The organism is Clostridium sp. TW13, from assembly GCF_024345225.1.
GTDB lineage: Bacteria > Bacillota > Clostridia > Clostridiales > Clostridiaceae > Inconstantimicrobium > Inconstantimicrobium mannanitabidum.
On sequence record NZ_BROD01000001.1, the window covers coordinates 1,043,355 to 1,064,771 of the forward strand.

The following is a 21,417-nucleotide window of genomic DNA, read 5'->3' on the forward strand; positions in this document are numbered from 1 at the left end:
TATTATAATATTTACATATAGGCATTTAATAATTTAGAAATTTTGTGGTTAATATTTTCTACGCTAAAAGATGGATTTGGGGAGTCCTTTAAATTATATTTTTGCTTTAATTTTAAAATTCTATATACTTTTCCATTTATAGCTGTTTGAGAAATTGTTCCTTTTGAAGCAGCATTTTTTATTGCATTTAAGACAGAGGTTTGTTTCTCAAAATCATGGCAAACTAATATTATATCAGTGCCTGCGTTTAGAGATTTTACAGCTGCATCATCAATGTTATAGTTTTTTACTATGGCTCCCATAGTCATATCATCAGTAATTACTACTCCGTTGAATTTTAAGCTTTTTCTAAGTATATCTGTAATGATAACTTTTGAAAATGAAGCTGGATTTTGTGAATCTATTTTAGGCAGCAATATATGAGCTACCATTACCATATCTGCTCCGCTTTTTATTGCATTAGAAAATGGCACTAGTTCTAGAGCATTCAATCTTTTTAGATCATTATTTACTATAGGAAGTCCTATATGTGAATCTACTGAAGTATCTCCATGTCCAGGAAAATGTTTTATTACAGGTATTACATTTTTAGATTGTATCCCATTCATTGTGGCAATCCCTAATTTTGAAACCATAAAAGAATTTCTTCCAAAAGATCTATCTCCAATAATAGGATTTAAAGGATTACTGTTTATGTCTAAAACTGGAGCAAAATCAACATTAAATCCAAAAGAATTAAGTTCTTCTCCAAGTACTTGCCCAATTTTATTTGAAAAACTAGTATTATTAATTTTTCCAATAGATTTATTGGGAGGAAGCTTTTTCAATTCTGAAGGTAACCTTGAAACTCTGCCACCTTCTTCATCTACTCCAAGAAAAAGTGGAACTCTGCTATTGGAGTTTGTTTGTTTTAAAGAATTAAGTAGATTTATAGTTTGGTTTGTGTTATCAATGTTTTGTTTAAATAAAATAAAACCGCCTACATGGTAAGTGTTAATTAAAGTTTTTGAATGTTCATTGTTTGAAAAATCATCAACACCAGCGATAACCAGTTGTCCTATCTTTTCATCTAAGGTCATAGTATTAATTTTTTGCTGTATAGGATCAGATGAGATAGATGAATTAATGTTTGATTTATTTGATTTGGTACTAGAATTCTTTGAAGAAGGTGGAGTTATATTTGAGCTATTAATGTTACATCCATAGGTAAATAACATAATTAAAACGAGCATTGGAAATATTAATCTTTTCATTCTCATTATTTTCACCTCTAAGTAAATTATATCCATACTTGAAAAAAGTATATTACATACTTATTACTATTAAGATGATTTTTGTTATATAAGCAAGATGGATATTTAGGGAAAAAAAAGCGTAACTGTAAAATTTATAGTATAATATTTCATAAGAAAATAGATTTCAATTTTAGAAGTTATTTAAATAAGTATAGATATAAAGGGAGATATGATTTATGAAAACAAATAAAAAACGAAAAAAGAATAGCATTAATATAGTTTTTATTCCTACAATTAATATAAATATAAATTTTCATCCAATGAATAAAATGAAACTATCTGGCAGGTTATTTAAAACAATAGGTAAGTAAGGAAGCATTGAAGAAATAACACTAGAAGATGTAATAGCTTATTGTTCATATGAAGCTTTAGTGTTATGGATGCTAGCTATATTATAAAGAGGAGAAAATAGAAATATGAGAAATTGGTCAAAAAATATGGAGAGATATGAACTATCTGAGCAATATTATATTCAGAGAGCTAATCCAGAACAGTTTTCAATATATGAATCAGTTTACGGAGATAAAAATATTAATAGATTTGCAGTCAAGCATTGGGATTTGCGTACAGCAATAAGCTTAGATAACCCTTTTGCAAAAAATGAAAGTTATTACTGGATAAAGCAAGATGAGATTATTATCGGAGGAGTTTTAATAGAACCTAATGTTATTTCTAGATTATTTTTTGTGCCTCCATTTACTAAAGTTTATGATATATTAAAACTACTAAAAAGATTACTTATTAAATGGTCAGATTCAAGTAAAAAGATATATGCATATCAAATTTCACCTGAACAATTTGAATATTTTGAGATGTTAGGCTTCTTGTGTGATAAAAAGAGAAGATGGATGATGAGACCTACTGAAGTTTTTGATATAGTTTGGGATGATGATATAATAACAAAAACTCCAAGTGAAGATAATAAACAGGAAATAGCTAAATTATTATATTTAAGTTTTAAAGGTAGCATAGATTATCAGCATTTAATTAATGAACTTGGACAAGAACCTACGGTAAAAGATTATTTAGAAGAGGTTGATGAGTATTTTGATTGGTGTAAAGAAAATATATTTTTTGAAGCATCTACTTTAATATATAGCAAAAAAGAAAATAAATTACTTGGAGCTTGTCTTGTGTCTTATTGTGAGGAATGGCCATTGGTTCATGCAATAGGTGTAAATCCTAATTATAGAGGCAGACATTTAGCTTCAATAATGCTAAAAAGAGCGTTAACTGTATTGCAAGGCAAGTATCCTGTATTAAGGTTATTTGTAACCCTTGGTAATGATGCAGAATCAGTTTATCACCAACTTGGATTTGTTAAGGGAACTGAATTTAGAAAACTTTATATTCCAGCAAATGAATGAGGATATAGACAAAATAGTTAGATATGGGGAGAACTTTATATGAAAGATTATAGAATAGAAGAGGCTACAAGTGAGGATTTGAATGTAGTTGAAAGAGGCTTGGTAGAATATAACTTATCAAAAGTACCATTAATTCAAGAAAAAGCTTTTATACCAGTAAATTTAGTAGTAAGAGATAGTGAAGGGCAAATCGTTGCTGGAGTAGATAGCAGATTGTATTGTTGGAATTGCTGTTACGTAGATATGTTGTGGGTAAAAGAAGAGAATAGGAAATGTGGTTATGGCAATATTCTGCTTAATGAAGTTGAGAGAGTTGCTAAAGAAAAAGGAGCTTATCTTATACATTTAGATACATTTGATTTTCAAGCAAAAGATTTCTATTTAAAGCATGGATACGAAATTTTTGGAGTTTTAGAAGATTGTCCTAAGGGACATAATCGATATTATTTGAAGAAGAATTTATAGCATGAAGCCCACAATATGCATGTAAAGCATTGGTGATATAAAGATAATGATAATATGAAAAAAAGGATCGTAAAAAAGTATTTAGAAAAAAAAGGGAAAAAATAAAAAGAGTAGAATTATTATATGTATATGAAAAGAAAAGATTCGAAGGGTGGGATTAAAGTGGATATTAAATTTAATGAGATGGAAATAATAAAGATCCTAGAAGCAATTAGAAGTGAACTTATATTTTCTAAAAGATACTACAAGGAAAATGAATCTGAGGAAGATAGGATAGGAGTAACATCTCCAGAAGAATGGGCAGAAATATATAATAATATACTTAAACAAAGTCAAGAAAAAGGAATTCTAACAATGTTAGATCTAGTTCAATAGGATTAGCAATTTTGCTAGTCCATTTTTTATTTTTTAAAATATTATAATAAAATCAAATTCAAAATTTTTGTAAATGCGGAAATAAACACATTGATTTGCCAAGGACACTATAGAAATATAAAAACCTTAATATTACATAGAAATGATTTATATAGGTAAACATAATTAATGATTATTCTACATCAGAAAGGAGATCATTTCATGAAGATAAAAAAATTCTTTAAAATATTGGTTTGCTTGCTATTAGCCAATATACAAACTGTTACTGCCTTAGAAAAACCTAGAGAGTCAATGAATGGATATTTTATCAATATGAAGAGGGATTTACTTTGTCTTATGCTTGCTTATCCTGAATATATTGTTGATATAGAAAAAGTAAATGCAGATAAAGTTTATTTAATATTAAAATCAGGAAAGAAATTAATCTATGATGATAAAATTGTAAGAAATGAAGAAGAAAAACTAAACAATGGTGATCTTCAAGATATGATGGAGCAGATTTATCCAATGGATAGAATAGATTCAGTTCAACCTAAAAGTTTTAATCCAGGAAGAATAAGGGTTTATCCTTTATTTTCTGAAGTTTACGGTAATAGCCAAACGCAAATAGAAAAACAAATAGAGTATGTAGGTAACAATGGGTTTAGCAAAAATAATGGTGCAAGTCTTGCTTTGAAAAATGTGTTTAAAGAAATAAATGAAGTTTCAAAGACCACTAATATAGCAGCATATGTATACCCTACTTGTGGTGCTTATAACTATAGATATGTAAGAGGTGCTGGAAGATTGAGTGCTCATGCATTTGGTATTGCTATAGATTTAAAAACCAATAGTGCGGATTATTGGAAATGGTCAAAACCTGAAACTGCGACAAAGAGAATATCAAAGTATCCACAAGAACTTATAGATATATTTGAAAGAAATAATTTTATTTGGGGAGGAAAATGGGGCTATTTTGATATAATGCATTTTGAATATAGACCAGAGATAATATTAAAAGGAAAATATTTTGGCAAAAGCTTTAATGGAGATGATACTTGGTATAAGGGTATAGATGAAAAAGATGATAAAATAATGAATTTAATAAAGTTAATAGACGATAAATTACAATAACTAAGGAGGATGAAGGAATGAATAAGGCTCGGAAGCTACTAATAATAATGATGACGTTAATATTTACTTTTCCAATCCTTTGCTATGGAAGTCCTGTAAAAGAACAAAATTCTGCAAACTCCTCAGAAGAAGAGGTGGTTTCGTTTATAGAAAAATTGTTTATAGATAGAAATAAGGCTATCTTAAACCAAGATCTTAGTATTGTTCAGCATATATACAATAAAAAAACAAAATATGGCCAATGGGCGTATGAATATGAAGAGCAGAAAATGAAATACATACAAAACTGGGGAGAAAAACAAGGTGTAAAATTTATAGATATAACACCAGATATATTGATAAGACGTGTAAAAGTAGGAGAAACTTCTGCCTCCATAAGTTTAAGTTGTTCCACAGCATATAAATATGTATATGAAGGGGAAGAAGATATAAATTGTTGTAGAATAGGAACTTATCATATAATTCAATTAATTAAGAAGGAGGGGAATTGGATAATAACGAAGGAATGGTACAAAGATCCTTTTGGTGATTCTTTAAATTTACAGAAATTGAAGACGGATTCTATAAAAGAATATATTTTAGCACAAAAACCAAGAGATTTTTCAGACTTAAAAGAAAGACGAAAAAAATGTGCACAATACGGACTTGATTATTGTGGAGCAGGAAATGATGAAGGAACTGGATTTAATTATAATAAAAAATATAGAAACTATAATTCTGAAGGTGGAGACTGTGCCAATTTTGCATCTCAAATGTTACATGAAGGTGCTGGGTTTAAGATGAATTCTAGTTGGAATGTAGATTCAAAAGGAGCTGCCACAAGATCTTGGGTCAATGCTGATGGCTTCAAAGACTATATGATTTATAGTGGAAGAGCTTCAGTGATATCTTATGGAAATTATGAAAAAGTATATAAGGCATCATATAAACTTTTACCTGGGGATTTTGTTGCTTATGAAAAAAAAGGTGATATCACCCATATATCAATGGTTACGGGAGCAGATTCAAAAGGATACACTTTAGTAACTTGCCATAATACAGATAGAAGAGAGGTTCCTTGGGATTTAGGTTGGAGTAATACCAACATAAAATATTGGTTGGTAAGAGTTCATCATTAAGATAATTTCATAGTATTAAGTATAATTCAAAATCTAGCATAAATAATAAAAGATTAGTTTATATGTAAAAGTATAAGTTTTCAAATAATTATTAATAATTTGGAGGCAGAAATGAAAGTACTAAAAAATATAGTAATAAAAATTATTATACCAATTTTTTTAATAGCTACGTTACTTTCATATAATGTAAATGCAGTTGTTGAAGGACGGCCAGTAAAGGTAGGCGTATTTTTATATAGATTAGATCCATTTATATCTTTAGTAAAAGAAAGCTTAGAAAACATACAAAAACAGAATCCTGGGAAAGTTGAGTTTACTTTTTTTGATGCTAATAATGACCAGACTGTACAGAATAGACAAATTGATGATTTGTTGATGAAAGGAACAGATTTATTGCTGGTCAATTTGGTTGATACGAAATTTACGAGAGATGTTGTAAATAAGACTAAGGAAAGCAATGTGCCTGTGGTTTTCTTTAACAGAGAACCAGTATCGATAGAGGCAATTCGTTCCTATAGTAAAGCATGTTTTGTTGGAACTGATGCAAAGCAAGCTGGAATTTTACAAGGCCAAATGTTGATTGATATTTGGAACAGGAACAAGAATATTATTGATAGAAATAAGGATAATATCATGCAATATGTAATGTTGCAAGGTGAAAAGAATAATTTAGAAGCTATAGATAGAACTAAGTATTCTGTATTAACTATTAATAACGCCGGAATTCCTACAGAAGAAATAGCTTTACAAGATTGTGATTGGAATAAGGATATAGCTAAGGATGTTATGACTGCATTACTATTAAGATATGGTGATAAAATAGAAGTAATAATTTCAAATAATGATGCTATGGCAGAAGGAGCAATTGAAGCTTTGCAAGCTCAAGGTTTCAACAATGGTAATCCGTTAAAAACCTTACCTGTAGTTGGCGTTGACGCAATTCCCTCTGCTCAAGAATTAATAAAAAAAGGATATATGTCAGGATCAGTGGTTCAAGATCCACAAGCTATGGCAGAAGCATTATATTTAGCAGGCATGAATTTAGTTAACGGTAAAAGTGCTATAGATGGGACTAAGTATAAATTTGATGAAACTGGTGTGGCAATTAGGCTACCATATACAAAGTATATTGTAAAGTAGATATAAAAATTTGTTTACGAAATAAATACATATGATTTTTGATAAAAACACTTGTGTTTCATACAAGTACATGATAATATTTATTTAAGGGCGATTTCAAAATATATTAGATGCATTTGGGGTGTTTTACATGGCAATAAGCAATGAAAAAGAACAAAATAAATATCAAAGTACCAGAGGTGGAGAAAAGGGGCTTTCTTCACTAGAAGCAGTGCTTAAAGGAATAAGCACTGATGGTGGGCTATTTGTTCCATATTATATAGAAAAAGAAAAATACAATGATTTAAAAAAAATTTTCTTAAACAATGTAACAGATAAAGTAGAAGCTACTTATGAGCAAGTTGCATTTGAAATTATGAAAACTTTTTTTACAGATTTAGAAGAAGAAGAATTAAAGGCATGTATTGGAAGAGCATATACAGATAAGTTTGAAGTTAAGGTTAAAAACAATTTTCTTGAACTTTATCATGGCCCAACCTGTGCATTCAAAGATGGGGCTCTATTATTTCTTCCTCAACTAATGACTGAAGCAAGAAGAAAATTAAATTTTCAAAATGAAATTGTTATATTAACTGCAACTTCAGGAGATACAGGAAAAGCAGCATTAGAAGGATTTAAGGATATTGATGGACTTAAAGTTATAGTATTTTATCCTAAGAATGGGGTTTCAAAAATCCAAGAAATGCAGATGAGGACTCAAAGAGGAAATAATGTTGATGTAGTAAGCATAGATGGCAATTTTGATGATGCTCAAAAAGGTGTAAAAGAAATCTTTAATGATAAAAAATTTAATGAATTTATTGAAAAGAGTGGATATTCACTTTCTTCAGCAAATTCTATTAATGTTGGAAGATTGATACCTCAAATAGTATATTATTTTTATGGATATTTTCAAATGGTTAATAAAGGAGATATCAGTTTAGATGAAAAAATAAATATTGTAGTTCCTACAGGAAACTTTGGTAACATATTAGCTGCTTATTATGGTAAAATTATGGGGCTTCCAATTAATAAGTTAATATGTGCATCTAATGAGAACAATGTACTAACAGATTTCTTTGCAACAGGAGTTTATGATAAACGTAGGGAATTGGTATTAACACAATCACCATCAATGGATATCTTGGTTTCATCAAATTTAGAAAGACTTATATATGAAGTTAGTGGAAGAAATTCTGAACTTGTAAATAACCTTATGAACGATTTACAAGAAAGGAGCATCTATTCTATCCCTGCAGAACTTAAATCTAAGTTCACCCATTTTTGGGGAGGGTATGCCACAGAAGAAGAAGTATATGCTAGTATAAAAAAAGTTTACGAAGAAAAGAATTACGTGATTGATACTCATACGGCAGTAGCTAATGTTGTATATGAGAAATATAAACACAATACAGGAGATACTACAGTACCACTTATTGCGTCTACAGCTTCACCATTTAAATTTCCGGAGAGCATCTGTAAGGCATTAGGAATATTGCAAGAAGAAAAGGATTTTGCTCTTTTAGATTTATTAAGTGAAAAGTGTAAGCTAGATATTCCACATTCTTTAGCGGAACTTGATAAACTTCCTGTTTTGCACTCAACTGAATGTAGGAAAGATGAGATGAGAGATGCAATAAAGAAGTTATTAAATTTATAGTAAAATGGGGGCAATAATATGGTAAGGGTTAGTGTACCAGCTACATCAGCAAATTTAGGACCAGGATTTGATTCTATTGGACTATGTTTTGATTTGTTTAATGTTTTTGAATTTGATGAGATAGATGAGGGGCTATGCTTTGAAGGTTTTAAAGAAGAATTTTGTAATGAAAATAATCTAATATATGTTTCAATGAAAGCTCTATTTAATAAAATTAAATTCAAACCTAAGGGTGTTAAAATTAAATTGGTTGAGCAGAATATTCCAATAGCCAGAGGGCTTGGAAGTTCATCTTCGTGTATTGTAGCAGGGGTAATAGGTGCTAATGCCATATCTGGTTATCAATTATCAAAGGACGAAATTTTAGATATTGCGGTGGAAATAGAAGGACATCCGGATAATGTAGCACCAGCTCTTCTAGGCGGGTTAATTGTTGCGGCTTTAGATGATAATAAACCATACTATTCTAAAATTGAAGTAAATAAAGTTGTTAATTTTTATGCATTAATTCCTGATTTTATGTTATCTACAGAGGAAGCAAGAAAAGTATTGCCAAAAGAAATAAGTTTAAAGGATGGAGTTTATAATGTTTCTAGAGCAGCATTACTAGTAGCTGCATTTGCACAAGGTAAATATGAATTATTAAAAATAGCTTGTAGTGATAAATTTCATCAACCATACAGAGGTAAATTAATAGAAAATTATGATGATGTGATGAATGAATGCAATAAAAACAAGGCATTAAGCGTGTATTTAAGTGGTGCAGGTCCAACTATAATGGCGATAAGTGAAGAAAAAGAATTTTTTAAGGAAAAAATGAGAACTTGGTTAGTGCAAAATAAGATGAATTGGGATATAATTGAGTTAAAAATTAATAATCAAGGTGCTATAATAAAATAGGTGTTTATTTATGAAGGGTAATTATTTAATTATAGATAAAAGGGCTTTACCAGAAGTTTATGAAAAAGTAATCGAAGTAAAAGAACTTTTAAAAGAAGGTGTAGTTACAGAAATAACTGAAGCTACACAAAAAGTTGGTATAAGTCGAAGTGCATATTATAAATATAAAGATTTTGTGTTTGACTTTTCAGAAAGTGCTATAGGAAGGAAATGCACTTTTTCTATGGTATTGGGACATAAAACAGGAACTTTATCAAGAATATTAAATTTAGTAGCTGAAAAGGGTGGCAACATTATAACTATAGACCAAAGTATACCTATTAATGGTCGTGCCAACGTAACCGTAACTATGGACATTTCAGGTATTGAAGGCGATACTTTAAAAGTTTTGGATTATTTAAATAGTATAGAGGGTGTAGAGAAGGTAGATCTTATTGCATTGGAGTAGAACCTGCTTTTATTAACAGAAATACTATTTATAGCAAAAGAAATGTTATATAATATAATATGAATTTAAAAAGAAATTCTATTTGAATTTCTTTTTTCTATGTTTGAAAATATTTTTTAGAAAGTGTGAAAAAAATGAATTTATTAAAAACCAAAGATATAGTTGAATTTCTAAAGAAAGAATGCGTATTAGTAATAGCTCTAATTTTAGCGATTATGAGTTCATTCATTTCAATTCCAAAGCTGAAGTATATAGATTTTAGAGTATTAATGTTGCTTTTTAATTTAATGATAATTGTAGCCGCATTTAAGGAATTGAAGGTTTTAGATTTTATAGCAATATCCATCTTAAAAAAATGTAAAAGCTATAGGTCTGTAAGTGTAACTTTAGTTTTTATAACTTTTGTGGCTGCAATGTTTGTTACAAACGATGTAGCACTTATTACATTTGTTCCTCTTACAATAATTATAGGAAAAAGCATCAATATGGATGTCTTAAAAACAATAGTACTTGAAACTATAGCAGCCAATGTAGGAAGTAGCTTAACACCTATGGGAAATCCTCAAAATATATTTATATATACATATTATAATATTAATCCTATGCACTTTTTTATGATTACATTACCTGTAGTGATTCTTGGAGGAGTAATACTATTATTTATAACTTTACGAAGTGAATGTACAAGCATTAAATTTAATTTAGAAGACATAAAAGTTAAGGATAGGTTTAAGCTAACATGTTTTATAGTGTTGCTAATAATTATTTTGCTTTCAGTTTTTCATATGTTAGATTATAAAATAGCATTTATTGTAACATTAATTACGGTAATAATTTTAGATAAGAGGTTAATTACTAAGGTTGATTATTCACTGTTGCTAACATTTGTAGGCTTTTTTATTTTTGTAGGGAATATTTCTAACATGACTGTTGTAAAAGAATTTATGAGCGGAATGTTGAACGGAGCAAATAATACATATGTCCTAGGGATATTAGCAAGTCAAATTATTAGTAATGTTCCTGCAGCAATGTTACTTTCAAGCTTTACTCATCATTATAACGAGTTGCTGCTATCAGTTAATATAGGTGGACTTGGAACTTTAATTGCTTCCCTTGCAAGCGTTATTTCATATAAAATATATGTAAATGAATATAAGCATGAAGCAGGCAGATATTTAAAGAGTTTTACTATATATAATTTTGTGATATTAGCAATTATAAGTATTATAATAAAAATAGCATTAGTCTAAAAAAATAAGAAGCATTTTTACTAGTTAATTGATTAGTAAAAATGCTTCTTTATTATGCATTAAAGTAAAGTAGTGCCATTTTCATCTTGTTTAATTAATTTCTTTTTCATTAAGCCGCCAAGAGCATTTTTAAAGTAGTTCTTGGAAGTATTAAACTGCTTTCTTATATCATCAGGAGAAGATTTATCACAATAAGGCATTACACCATTATGAGACTTTAAGTATTCAAGTATAGTATCTTCTAAAGAAAGTCTTTCGTCTCTGTGAGTTGCTGTTCTTAAAGTGATTGATAGAGTACCATCCTCATATATCTTTTTTACTTTTCCTTTTACTTCATCACCTTTTTTTAGGTTTACAAAATATTCATTTTTTAGTATAAGTCCTCTGTATTTATTATCAACTGCCACTAAAGCACTTTCTGCTTCAGAAAAATCATATACAAGAGCTGTTACGTCATCTCCAGGATTATAAGGAGATACATATTCAAGTTTCTTGTCAATACGAGGAGTAGCAGCAATTCTTTCTGTTTTATCAAGATAAACATAGAAGAAGTAATACTCATTCTCCTCTAATGGAAACTCAGTTTCTTTTAGTGGTACAAGGATATCTTTTTCTAAACCAATATCTACAAAAGCACCAATTCTAGTTTTGGAAACTACTTTAAGTGAAGCGATGTCTCCAACCTTTGCAAGAGGCGTTTTCATAGTAGCTATAGGTCTATCTTCAGAATCCTTATATACGAAAAAGTCTAAAGTATCTCCAACTGCTATATCGCCTTTTACACTGCTATTTGGTAATAGAATTTCTTCTACACCACCTTCTTCTCTTAAATAATATCCGAATGCAGTTATCTTTATTATTTCAAGCTTATTAATTTCACCGATTTTTATCAATAAATTCACCTTCCTAGTTCAATCTGAAATCATTCTAACATAAATATTTAAAAAAAGCGAAATTTTTTAAAGAATATATTATTTATTATTAGCATTTTTATGTTATTTTAAGCGTTATTGACAGAAATAACCTGCAATGATATAATTTTTGTGAAAACAATTACAGAACTATTTGTGATATTTAACAAGAAAAAACAGGCTACGTATTTGGTGTACCAATATGCGTAGTTATTTTTCTATACCTAAAATGGGGTGGATAAGAATGAAAAGATATGTAATAGCGTTAGATCAAGGGACAACAAGTTCAAGAGCAATTATTTTTGATAAAGAGCAGAATATTATGGGCATAGCTCAAAAAGAATTTCCAATTTTCTATCCGAAGGAAGGATGGGTAGAGCAGGATCCTATGAGTATTTGGGCAAGCCAATATGGAGTAATGCAAGAAGTTATAGCAAAATCTAATATAGATAAAAATGAAATTGCTGCTATAGGAATAACGAATCAAAGAGAAACTACTATAATATGGGATAAGAATACTGGTAAGCCTATCTATAATGCCATAGGATGGCAATGTAGAAGAACTGCGAGTCTTTGTGAAAAGATTAAAGAAGATGGTATTGCAGATTATATAAAAGAAGCTACAGGCCTTATAGTGGATGCGTATTTCTCAGCAACAAAGATTAAATGGATATTAGATAATGTTGAAGGTGCTAGAGAAAAGGCGAAACGAGGAGAATTATTGTTTGGAACTGTAGATACTTGGCTGTTATGGAAGCTTACAAATGGCAGGGTTCATGTTACTGATTATACAAATGCATCACGAACAATGCTTTTTAATATAAAAGAATTAAAGTGGGATAAGAAGCTTATTGAATATTTTAATATTCCAGAAGAAATATTACCAGAGGTTAGAAATTCTTCAGAAATATATGGAGAAGTGGATTTGGGAGGAGAGTCAGAAGCAAAAGTGCCTATTTCAGGCATAGCAGGAGATCAGCAAGCTGCACTTTTTGGTCAGGTATGTTTTGAAAAGGGAAGTGCAAAAAATACCTATGGGACAGGATGTTTTTTGTTAATGAACACAGGAGAAGAACTTGTACAAAGTAAGAATGGGCTGTTAACTACAATAGCCATTGGAATTGATGGAAAAGTTCAGTATGCCTTAGAGGGATCTGTATTTATTGGAGGAGCAGTAATTCAATGGTTAAGAGATGAATTAAGAATTATTAATGATGCAGGTGACACTGATTATTTTGCTTCAAAAGTAAAAGATAATGGTGGTGTTTATGTGGTGCCAGCCTTTGTTGGTCTTGGAGCACCATATTGGGACATGTATGCTAGAGGAGCTATTTTAGGAATAACAAGAGGATCAAATAGAAATCATATTATAAGAGCAGCTTTAGAATCTATAGCATATCAAACTCTAGATGTAATCAATGCAATGACAGAAGAATCTGGGGTTAAGTTAAAGGGATTGAAGATTGATGGTGGAGCAAGCAGAAATAATTTTCTGGCTCAATTCCAAGCAGATTTGATAAGAGCAGAGGTGGTAAGGCCTATAATCACAGAAACTACAGCTTTAGGAGCAGCTTATTTAGCAGGACTTGCTGTAGGGTTGTGGAAGGATAAAAAGGAAATCTCTGACTTATGGTATAAGCAAGATTCCTTTATGCCAAAAGAAGATATTGCACTGATGGAAAAATACTATAAAGGATGGAAAAAGGCAGTTACTAGATCTATGGAATGGGAAGAAGAATAAATAGTGATTTTAGGGAGGGAATATTATGTATGATGTAGCTATAATAGGTGCAGGAATTATTGGTGCTTCGATTTTTAGAGAACTTACTAAGTTTAATTTAAAAGTTATAATAATAGAAAAAGAAAATGATGTGTCTATGGGGACTTCCAAGGCTAATTCTGCCATAGTCCATGCAGGCTATGATCCTAAGAATGGAACACTTATGGCAAAATATAATGTCAAAGGAAATGAGATGTTTGACGAACTATGTAAAGAGTTGTCAGTGCCTTTTAAAAGAAATGGTTCTCTTATTTTGGGATTTTCTGATGAAGATATGAGGAGTTTAAAAGAACTTTTGGAAAATGGGAAGAGAAATGGAGTTAAAGGGCTTGAACTTCTAGATAGAGAAACTGTTTTAAAGTTAGAACCCAATTTAAATAGTTCAGTTAAGGGAGCCTTAAGTGCACCTACAGGAGGAATTGTTGGACCATATGAACTTACTATTGCTTTGGTGGAGAATGCTATTGATAATGGAGGAAAAATTAGACTATCTTCAGAAGTGATGGAGATAGGAAAGCAAGATAATTTCAGATTAACACTATCAACTGGAGAAGAAATTGATGCAAGGTACGTTGTAAATGCAGCAGGTGTTCATGCGGATAAGGTCCATAATATGATAGCAGAAAGGTCTTTTGAAATTAAACCAAGAAAAGGACAATACTATGTAATGGATAAAAGTCAGGGTACTTTAGTTAATCATACAGTATTTCAATGCCCTTCTACTAAAGGCAAAGGAGTATTGGTGACTCCAACAGTTCATGGAAATCTTTTGATAGGACCAAGTTCAGAGGATATTAATGATATAGAAGACATAAAAACAACGTTAGAAACTCTAGAAGAAATAAAGGAAACTTCAAGTAAAACTACAGATAAAATTAATTTTAGAGAAGAAATTAGAAATTTTGCAGGACTCAGAGCCTTGTCAGATAGAGATGATTTTATAATTGAAGAGGCTAAGGATGTAAAGAACTTTTTTGATGTAGCTGGTATAAAATCTCCAGGACTTTCTTCAGCACCAGCAATTGCAGATGAAGTGGTTCAAATGATTAATAGAGCTGGATTAGAGCTTAAAGAAAATGAAAAATTCAATCCTAAAAGAGAGCATATTTGTTTTATGGACCTTTCTAATGAAGAAAAGGCCAGTATCATAAAACAAAATCCTCAATATGGTAGGATAGTGTGTAGATGTGAAGGAATTACAGAGGGAGAAATTGTACAAAGCATAAATAGAACCTTGGGAGCTACAACCTTGGATGGGGTGAAGAGAAGATGCCGTCCTGGTATGGGTAGATGTCAAGGAGGTTTTTGTGGACCAAGGGTTCAAGAAATATTAGCAAGAGAACTAAATAAGAATATAGAAGATATAATGTTAGATAGAGAACAATCTTATATTTTGCTTGGTAAAACTAAATAAGGAGGTGTAGAGATGATGAAATATGATTTAGTAGTTGTTGGTGGTGGGCCAGCTGGTCTTGCCGCAGCTTATGAGGCTTATGAACAAGGTATAAAAAGTATATTAATTATAGAAAGAGATAAGGAGCTTGGAGGAATATTAAACCAATGTATTCATAATGGTTTTGGTCTGCACACATTTAATGAGGAATTGACAGGTCCTGAATATGCAGCAAGATTTATTGATTTAATTAAAAATACCAATATTGAAGTTAAGTTGGATACCATGGTACTTAATATAGAGGATAAAACAATTCATGCTATAAATTCAGAGGACGGCTATATTAGCATAGAAGCCAGCAGCATAGTGCTTGCTATGGGATGTAGAGAGCGTACAAGAGGAGCAATAAACATACCAGGGGATAGAGCTTCAGGTATATTTACTGCAGGAGCTGCGCAAAGATATATTAATGTGGAAGGATACATGGTTGGCAAGGAAGTTGTGATTCTTGGTTCAGGAGATATTGGACTTATTATGGCAAGAAGAATGACACTTGAAGGTGCCAAAGTGAAGGCCGTGGTAGAGCTTATGCCGTATTCTAATGGCTTGAACAGAAACATTGTTCAATGCTTAGAAGACTATGATATTCCTTTATATCTTTCTCATACAATTATTGATGTAGAAGGAAAAACCAGATTAAATAAGGTAGTTATTGCGAAGGTTGATGATAGAAGAAAACCTATTAAGGGAACTGAAAAAGAAATTTCTTGTGACACTTTATTATTATCAGTAGGATTAATTCCCGAAAATGAACTTACTAAGAATGCAGGAATTGTGCTAGATAGAAGAACTAATGGTGCAGTGGTAAATGAAAGTATGGAAACTTCAAAAGAAGGAATCTTTGCATGTGGTAATGTTGTTCATGTTCATGATTTGGTGGATTTTGTTACAGAGGAATCAAGAAGAGCTGGTAAAAATGCAGCAAAGTATATTAAGAATCAATTAAAAAGTGGAGATTGTATTGAAGTTGTAAATGGTGACAAGGTAAATTATACAGTGCCACAAAAAATAAATGTTAGTAACATAGAAGATAAGGTTACAATTTTTCTTAGAGTAAATAATGTATATACAAATAAAAAATTAGTAGTAAAAAGTGGAGAAGATATTATTGCTGAATTTAAGAAATCTCATCTTGCACCTTCTGAAATGGAGAAAATTTTACTTACTAAGGAACAAGTAGAGAAAGCAAAATCAGTTATAGAAATTTCTGTAGTGGATGGTGAGTAATATGGAAAAAGAACTAATTTGTATTTGTTGCCCAAAGGGATGTCATCTTAAAGTAGATTTAGAAAATAAGAAGGTAAGTGGCAATGGATGTCCGAGGGGACAGAAGTACGGTATTGATGAGGTTACAAATCCGGTTAGAGTAGTTACAAGTACTGTCAAAGTAGTAAATGGAATTCAAAAGGTTGTTCCTGTAAAGACTGATAAGCCTATTTCTAAAAATTTAACCTTTAAATGTATTGAGGAAATTAATAAGGTAGAAATAAAGGCACCAGTCACTATAGGTCAAATAATTATTAAGAATGTATTGGAATCAGGAGCTAATGTGATTGCTACTAAAAGCATAGATTAAAAGAATGGATCTTAAAAAATAATTATGTGTATATACTTTAAATAAAATCTTTTGTTTGTATGGCTTGCATTAAAAGTGTATAATTAATAATGATAAATTTCAAAAGGGAACTTTTTTAGAAAGAGGGAACAACATGGGAATAAAAATTGTTACAGACAGTACAAGTTATATACCACAAGATATAAAAGAGGAATATGATATTAGGATAACTTCTCTTAACTTCGTTTTTGGGAAGGAAAGTGTAAGAGAAGTAGATATAGATAACAGCACCTTTTATAAAGAGATGGAGGAAAAAGGAGAAATTCCTACCTCATCTCAACCGAGTATAGATGAATTATATAAAGTTTTTGAAGAAATAGTTGCTAATGGAGATGATATTTTAGCTATTTTTATATCTTCAGATATGAGTGGCACATACTCAAGCGCTCATTTAGCAAAAAATTTAATACTGGAAAAATATCCTCAAGCCAACATAGAGATACAAGATTCGCGCACCAACTGTATGCAGATGGGATTTCAAGCAATAGAAGCAGCAAAAGTTGCAAAGAATAATGGTAGCATGGATGAAGTATTAAAAAGAGCTGAATGGGTAAGAGATAATAGTAAGTTTATATTTGCGCCTGAAACTCTAACATACTTAAAAAAAGGTGGAAGAATTGGTGGTGCAGCTGCATTTTTAGGCACTATTTTTCAAATTAAACCTATATTGACAGTGGAAGACGGTAAAACTACTGTCTTTGATAAGGTAAGAACAAAGAAAAAAGCTATAGATAGATTTTTAAATCATTTAGTAGAAATCAATGAAAGTAAGGGTATAGGTGAAGTAGTAGTTCATCATATTAATGCAGAAGAAGAAGGAAGACAAATAGCATTAAGGATAAAAGAATTGTTAAATATTGATGCGACAGTGTGTTCTATAGGACCAGTTATAGGATTGCATGTGGGGCCAGGAACTACTGGGGTAACATATTTTACTAAAGAATAATGAGGTAAGCGAATGGAGAAAGAGATAAATTTTAAACAATACAATTTGAGTAAAGAAGTACTAAAAGCAATTGATTTACTTGGCTATAAAAAGCCTTCAAAAGTGCAGAGTGAAGTTATTCCTTTAATTTTGAATAATAAAGACATAATAGCAAAATCACAAACAGGTAGTGGTAAAACGGCTGCTTTTGGAATACCTTTATGTGAAAGAATTCAATGGGAAGAAAATAAACCTCAAGCATTAGTTTTAACACCTACAAGAGAACTATGTGTTCAAGTTAAGGAAGACATTTCTAACATAGGCAAATTCAAAAGAGTTAAATGTACTGCTGTATTTGGAAAGCAGCCTTTTAGTATTCAAGCTAGGGAATTAAAGCAAAGAACTCATGTTGTTGTGGGAACACCAGGAAGAACTTTGGATCATATTAAAAGAGAAACTTTGAGTTTAGAAAAAATAGAATATCTAGTAATTGATGAAGCTGATGAAATGCTTAATATGGGATTTATCGAGCAAGTAGGTGAAATAATAGACTTATTACCCAAAAAGAGAGTTACTTTATTATTTTCAGCAACTATGCCTGAAGAAATATTATCGCTTTGCACGAAGTATATGAAAAATCCAAGTAACATAGAAATTAAATCACAAGCTCTAGTTACTGAGAAAATTAAGCATAGATATTTTGAAGTACAAGAAAATGGTAAGTTAGACTTATTAGAAAAGATATTAATTATAGATAATCCAGAAACTTGTATTATGTTTTGCAGAACAAAAGATAATGTAGAGAAGGTATGCAACTTCTTAAAGAACAGAAAGTATCCTTGTGAAAGACTTCATGGCGGAATGTTGCAAAAAGATAGATTGGAAGTTATGCAAAGCTTCAAAAGAGGTGAATTTCCTTTCCTTGTGGCTACAGATGTAGCCGCTAGAGGTATAGATGTAGAAAATATAACTGAGGTTATTAATGTAGATATTCCTTTAGAAAAAGAAAGTTATGTTCATAGAATAGGCAGGACAGGACGTGCAGGTAAAGAAGGACTTGCGACGACATTTGTTACACCATTTGAGGATAGATTTTTTACTGAGATTGAAGAGTATATTAGTCTTAAAATTGAAAAAGACGAGGAGCCAAAGGAAAAGGATGTTACTTTAGCTTTAGAAGCTTTTGAAGAGAGGCTAAGAGAGAAGCCAAAAGCTAAGCAGATTAAATCAGATGCTTTAAAGAAAGATATAATGAAAATATATCTTAATGGAGGCAAAAAGAAGAAGATTAGAGCTGGAGATATAGTTGGAGCAGTTTGTAATATACAAGGACTTACTGCTGAAGACATAGGCATAATTGACATACAAGATAATGTATCTTATGTAGATATATTAAATGGCAAGGGCAAAATAGTATTGAATGGTTTAAGAAAAACTACAATCAAGGGTAAGCCATTAAAAGTACAAATTGCAAAAGATTAATTTAAGATATAGTGAGGAGAGTATTTATGAATAAGTTAAAGAAAATAATATTAGCAAGCATTATGACAGTGACTATACCATTAGCATTTATGGGATGTCTTCCAAACCAAGATCCAAAGCAAGTTGCAAGTACATTTATGGATTCTTTGAAGCAATATAATATTGCAAAACCACTTGGTCTTATGGATACTGCTGAGAAAAATGATAATTCTAAGTCTAGTAATGGAGATTTAACAAAGATAAATTTTCAAGATGAAACGACTAATAATTATCTTAAAGCTTTGCTTAAGAACCTAGATTATGAAATAATCTCACAAGAGAAGGATGGCAATTCAGCTAAAATTAAAGCTAAAGTTACTTCTGTGGATATGGATGCTGTTAACAAGATTCTTATGCAACAAATGAAGATGCAGCAGGCAGCTACTAAAGGTAAGGGTGCAGTGACAAAAGCTAATGTAAGCAAGGAACAATCTGCAAAACAAATGCAACAGGCAATAACAAAGATAATGGAAAGTAAAGATGTTCCTAAAAAGACTGAAGAAGTAACAATACAATTGACTAAGGTCAAGAGTGAGTGGAAGATAGAACCAACAGATCAACTTATGACAATTATATTTGGTAAGATGAATAATAAGCAATAGTTGATAAGCAGTAGATAATAAGTAATAAGGATTATTTTAATAAGGACAACGGAATTTTAAAGAAATTTCGTTGTCCTTATTTATTTTTGAAATTATATTTTATATTTAAGTGATAATAAAAACAATCAATTTACACATAATAGGGATAGATATTATTTTTGCAATATATTTTATGTGTTTCCAAGGATATTAAATTAGACTTATATATTACAAGTTATTAAATTACAATTTAATAATATAATATAAGTAAATATAAAATATTATTAAAGAAATGCAAAAAATATTATTGATATTACTACAATATCGTGATATTATTATTACAATGTTAAACGAAGGGGGCAATATTTATGAAAAAAAGAATTTTATTTGGAGCAGTATCATTAGCAATGGCATGCGCACTTTTTGCAGGATGTTCAAAGGGGGCAGGTGAAGCTAACAGTAATGAAATTAAAATAGGGATGATTACACCACTGACAGGTCCAGTGGCAACTTTTGGGGTATCAGCTAAGGAAGGAGCACAATTAGCAGTAAAAGAAATTAATGATAAGGGTGGTATTAATGGTAAGAAAATCAAGCTAGTAGTTGAAGATGATGAAGCAGATCAAACTAAATCTGTAAATGCGTATAATACTCTAGTTGACAATGAAAAAGTAGTTGCTATGCTTGGACCAGTTACTTCTGGAGCTACTTTAGCAGTAGTGCCAAATGCAACACAAAATAAAATGCCATTATTAACTCCTACAGCTACAGAACCTAATGTTACAAAAGTTGGTGGAGAATATACATTTAGAGCGTGTTACCTTGATTCTTATCAAGGAGAAACTTTAGCTAAATATGCTAAGGAAATTAATAAGAAAAATGCTGCTGTTTTATATAACGTAGGTTCAGATTATTCAAAAGGGATAGCAGAATCTTTCAAAAAGCAATTTGAAAGTGATGGAGGAAAAGTAACAGAATTTTTAACTTATAACGATAAGGATAAGGACTTTAATGCACAGCTAACTAAAATTAAAAACTCAAATCCTGATACTATATTGTTACCAGATTACTACAATGTATCAGCACTTATAGCAAAAAATGCTAGAGATCTTGGAATAAACGCAACATTACTTGGAGTAGATGGTTGGGAATCAGAAGATTTAATTAAATTAGGTGGAGATGCTGTGAATAATTCTTATTATATTAATCACTTCTTCTCAGAAGATCAAGATGCAAAAGTTAAGACATTTGTTGATAGTTATAAGAAGGAATATAATAAGACCCCAGATGCTTTAGCAGCCTTAGGCTATGATGGAGCTAAAATAATGATAAAAGCTATTGAAAAAGCTAACAGCACAGACGGAGAAAAAATAAAAGAAGCATTAAAATCTACAGAGTTAGATGGTGTAACAGGAAAGATTACATTTAATGCAGATAGAAATGCAGTAAAAGGCTCTGTAATCATCAAAGTTGATGGAGGAAAGAAAACTCTAGCTAAAAAGATTAATCCATAGATTTTAA

General features: G+C 30.6%; 21 protein-coding genes. 19 read left to right on the top strand and 2 right to left on the bottom strand.

Annotation, left to right across the window (positions count from 1 at the left end):
- Positions 1-11: 11 nt before the first annotated feature.
- The gene (gene nagZ, locus OCU47_RS05015; RefSeq protein ID WP_261827497.1) at positions 12-1,253 is read right to left on the bottom strand and encodes a beta-N-acetylhexosaminidase; all 1,242 of its coding nucleotides are present in this window, start codon (positions 1,251-1,253) and stop codon (positions 12-14) included.
- A gap of 218 nt (positions 1,254-1,471) precedes the next feature.
- On the opposite strand from nagZ, the gene OCU47_RS05020 reads away from it, so the two are divergent.
- The 11 genes from OCU47_RS05020 to OCU47_RS05070 all read left to right on the top strand — a co-directional run bounded on the left by OCU47_RS05020 (position 1,472) and on the right by OCU47_RS05070 (position 11,110).
- Positions 1,472-1,606, top strand: coding sequence for a hypothetical protein (locus tag OCU47_RS05020; RefSeq protein WP_261827498.1), 135 nt, complete (start codon positions 1,472-1,474; stop codon positions 1,604-1,606).
- Positions 1,607-1,711: 105 nt separating this feature from the next.
- Positions 1,712-2,662 (top strand): GNAT family N-acetyltransferase, encoded by a 951-nt coding sequence (locus tag OCU47_RS05025; protein ID WP_261827499.1) that lies wholly within the window; start codon positions 1,712-1,714, stop codon positions 2,660-2,662.
- 39 nt (positions 2,663-2,701) lie between these two features.
- A complete protein-coding gene (locus OCU47_RS05030; RefSeq protein WP_261827500.1) occupies positions 2,702-3,127 on the top strand; it encodes a GNAT family N-acetyltransferase in 426 nt (141 codons plus the stop codon).
- Between the two features lie 162 nt (positions 3,128-3,289).
- Positions 3,290-3,502, top strand: a complete 213-nt coding sequence (locus tag OCU47_RS05035) for a hypothetical protein (protein ID WP_261827501.1) — start codon at positions 3,290-3,292, stop codon at positions 3,500-3,502.
- Between the two features lie 201 nt (positions 3,503-3,703).
- Positions 3,704-4,615, top strand: coding sequence for a M15 family metallopeptidase (locus tag OCU47_RS05040; RefSeq protein WP_261827502.1), 912 nt, complete (start codon positions 3,704-3,706; stop codon positions 4,613-4,615).
- Positions 4,616-4,632: 17 nt separating this feature from the next.
- Entirely contained in the window at positions 4,633-5,733 is a 1,101-nt protein-coding gene (locus tag OCU47_RS05045) for an amidase domain-containing protein (RefSeq protein ID WP_261827503.1), read from the top strand.
- 111 nt (positions 5,734-5,844) lie between these two features.
- Positions 5,845-6,873: a galactose ABC transporter substrate-binding protein gene (locus OCU47_RS05050; RefSeq protein ID WP_261827504.1), complete on the top strand. Its 1,029-nt coding sequence runs from the start codon at positions 5,845-5,847 to the stop codon at positions 6,871-6,873.
- A gap of 130 nt (positions 6,874-7,003) precedes the next feature.
- Positions 7,004-8,512, top strand: a complete 1,509-nt coding sequence (gene thrC / locus OCU47_RS05055) for a threonine synthase (RefSeq protein WP_261827505.1) — start codon at positions 7,004-7,006, stop codon at positions 8,510-8,512.
- An 18-nt stretch (positions 8,513-8,530) separates the two neighbouring features.
- Entirely contained in the window at positions 8,531-9,412 is an 882-nt protein-coding gene (gene thrB, locus OCU47_RS05060; protein ID WP_261827506.1) for a homoserine kinase, read from the top strand.
- Between the two features lie 10 nt (positions 9,413-9,422).
- Positions 9,423-9,860 carry an ACT domain-containing protein gene (locus tag OCU47_RS05065; RefSeq protein WP_261827507.1) on the top strand — a complete coding sequence of 146 codons (438 nt, stop codon included), beginning with the start codon at positions 9,423-9,425 and terminating at the stop codon, positions 9,858-9,860.
- A gap of 134 nt (positions 9,861-9,994) precedes the next feature.
- On the top strand, positions 9,995-11,110 hold the full coding sequence (locus tag OCU47_RS05070) for an SLC13 family permease (protein WP_261827508.1): 1,116 nt from the start codon (positions 9,995-9,997) through the stop codon (positions 11,108-11,110).
- Positions 11,111-11,169: 59 nt separating this feature from the next.
- On the opposite strand, the gene OCU47_RS05075 is transcribed toward OCU47_RS05070, so the two are convergent.
- The gene (locus tag OCU47_RS05075; protein WP_261827509.1) at positions 11,170-12,003 is read right to left on the bottom strand and encodes a CvfB family protein; all 834 of its coding nucleotides are present in this window, start codon (positions 12,001-12,003) and stop codon (positions 11,170-11,172) included.
- 262 nt (positions 12,004-12,265) lie between these two features.
- On the opposite strand from OCU47_RS05075, the gene glpK reads away from it, so the two are divergent.
- From glpK to OCU47_RS05115, 8 genes are all read left to right on the top strand, one after another.
- Entirely contained in the window at positions 12,266-13,762 is a 1,497-nt protein-coding gene (gene glpK / locus OCU47_RS05080) for a glycerol kinase GlpK (protein WP_261827510.1), read from the top strand.
- Between the two features lie 25 nt (positions 13,763-13,787).
- Positions 13,788-15,215 carry an NAD(P)/FAD-dependent oxidoreductase gene (locus OCU47_RS05085; RefSeq protein WP_261827511.1) on the top strand — a complete coding sequence of 476 codons (1,428 nt, stop codon included), beginning with the start codon at positions 13,788-13,790 and terminating at the stop codon, positions 15,213-15,215.
- A 15-nt stretch (positions 15,216-15,230) separates the two neighbouring features.
- Positions 15,231-16,481 carry an NAD(P)/FAD-dependent oxidoreductase gene (locus OCU47_RS05090; RefSeq protein ID WP_261830586.1) on the top strand — a complete coding sequence of 417 codons (1,251 nt, stop codon included), beginning with the start codon at positions 15,231-15,233 and terminating at the stop codon, positions 16,479-16,481.
- A 1-nt stretch (position 16,482) separates the two neighbouring features.
- Positions 16,483-16,830 (top strand): DUF1667 domain-containing protein, encoded by a 348-nt coding sequence (locus OCU47_RS05095; protein ID WP_261827512.1) that lies wholly within the window; start codon positions 16,483-16,485, stop codon positions 16,828-16,830.
- A gap of 133 nt (positions 16,831-16,963) precedes the next feature.
- On the top strand, positions 16,964-17,815 hold the full coding sequence (locus OCU47_RS05100) for a DegV family protein (protein WP_261827513.1): 852 nt from the start codon (positions 16,964-16,966) through the stop codon (positions 17,813-17,815).
- Between the two features lie 12 nt (positions 17,816-17,827).
- Positions 17,828-19,276 carry a DEAD/DEAH box helicase gene (locus OCU47_RS05105; RefSeq protein WP_261827514.1) on the top strand — a complete coding sequence of 483 codons (1,449 nt, stop codon included), beginning with the start codon at positions 17,828-17,830 and terminating at the stop codon, positions 19,274-19,276.
- A 26-nt stretch (positions 19,277-19,302) separates the two neighbouring features.
- Entirely contained in the window at positions 19,303-19,917 is a 615-nt protein-coding gene (locus OCU47_RS05110) for a hypothetical protein (RefSeq protein WP_261827515.1), read from the top strand.
- A 347-nt stretch (positions 19,918-20,264) separates the two neighbouring features.
- The gene (locus OCU47_RS05115; RefSeq protein ID WP_261827516.1) at positions 20,265-21,410 is read left to right on the top strand and encodes an ABC transporter substrate-binding protein; all 1,146 of its coding nucleotides are present in this window, start codon (positions 20,265-20,267) and stop codon (positions 21,408-21,410) included.
- Positions 21,411-21,417 lie beyond the last annotated feature (7 nt).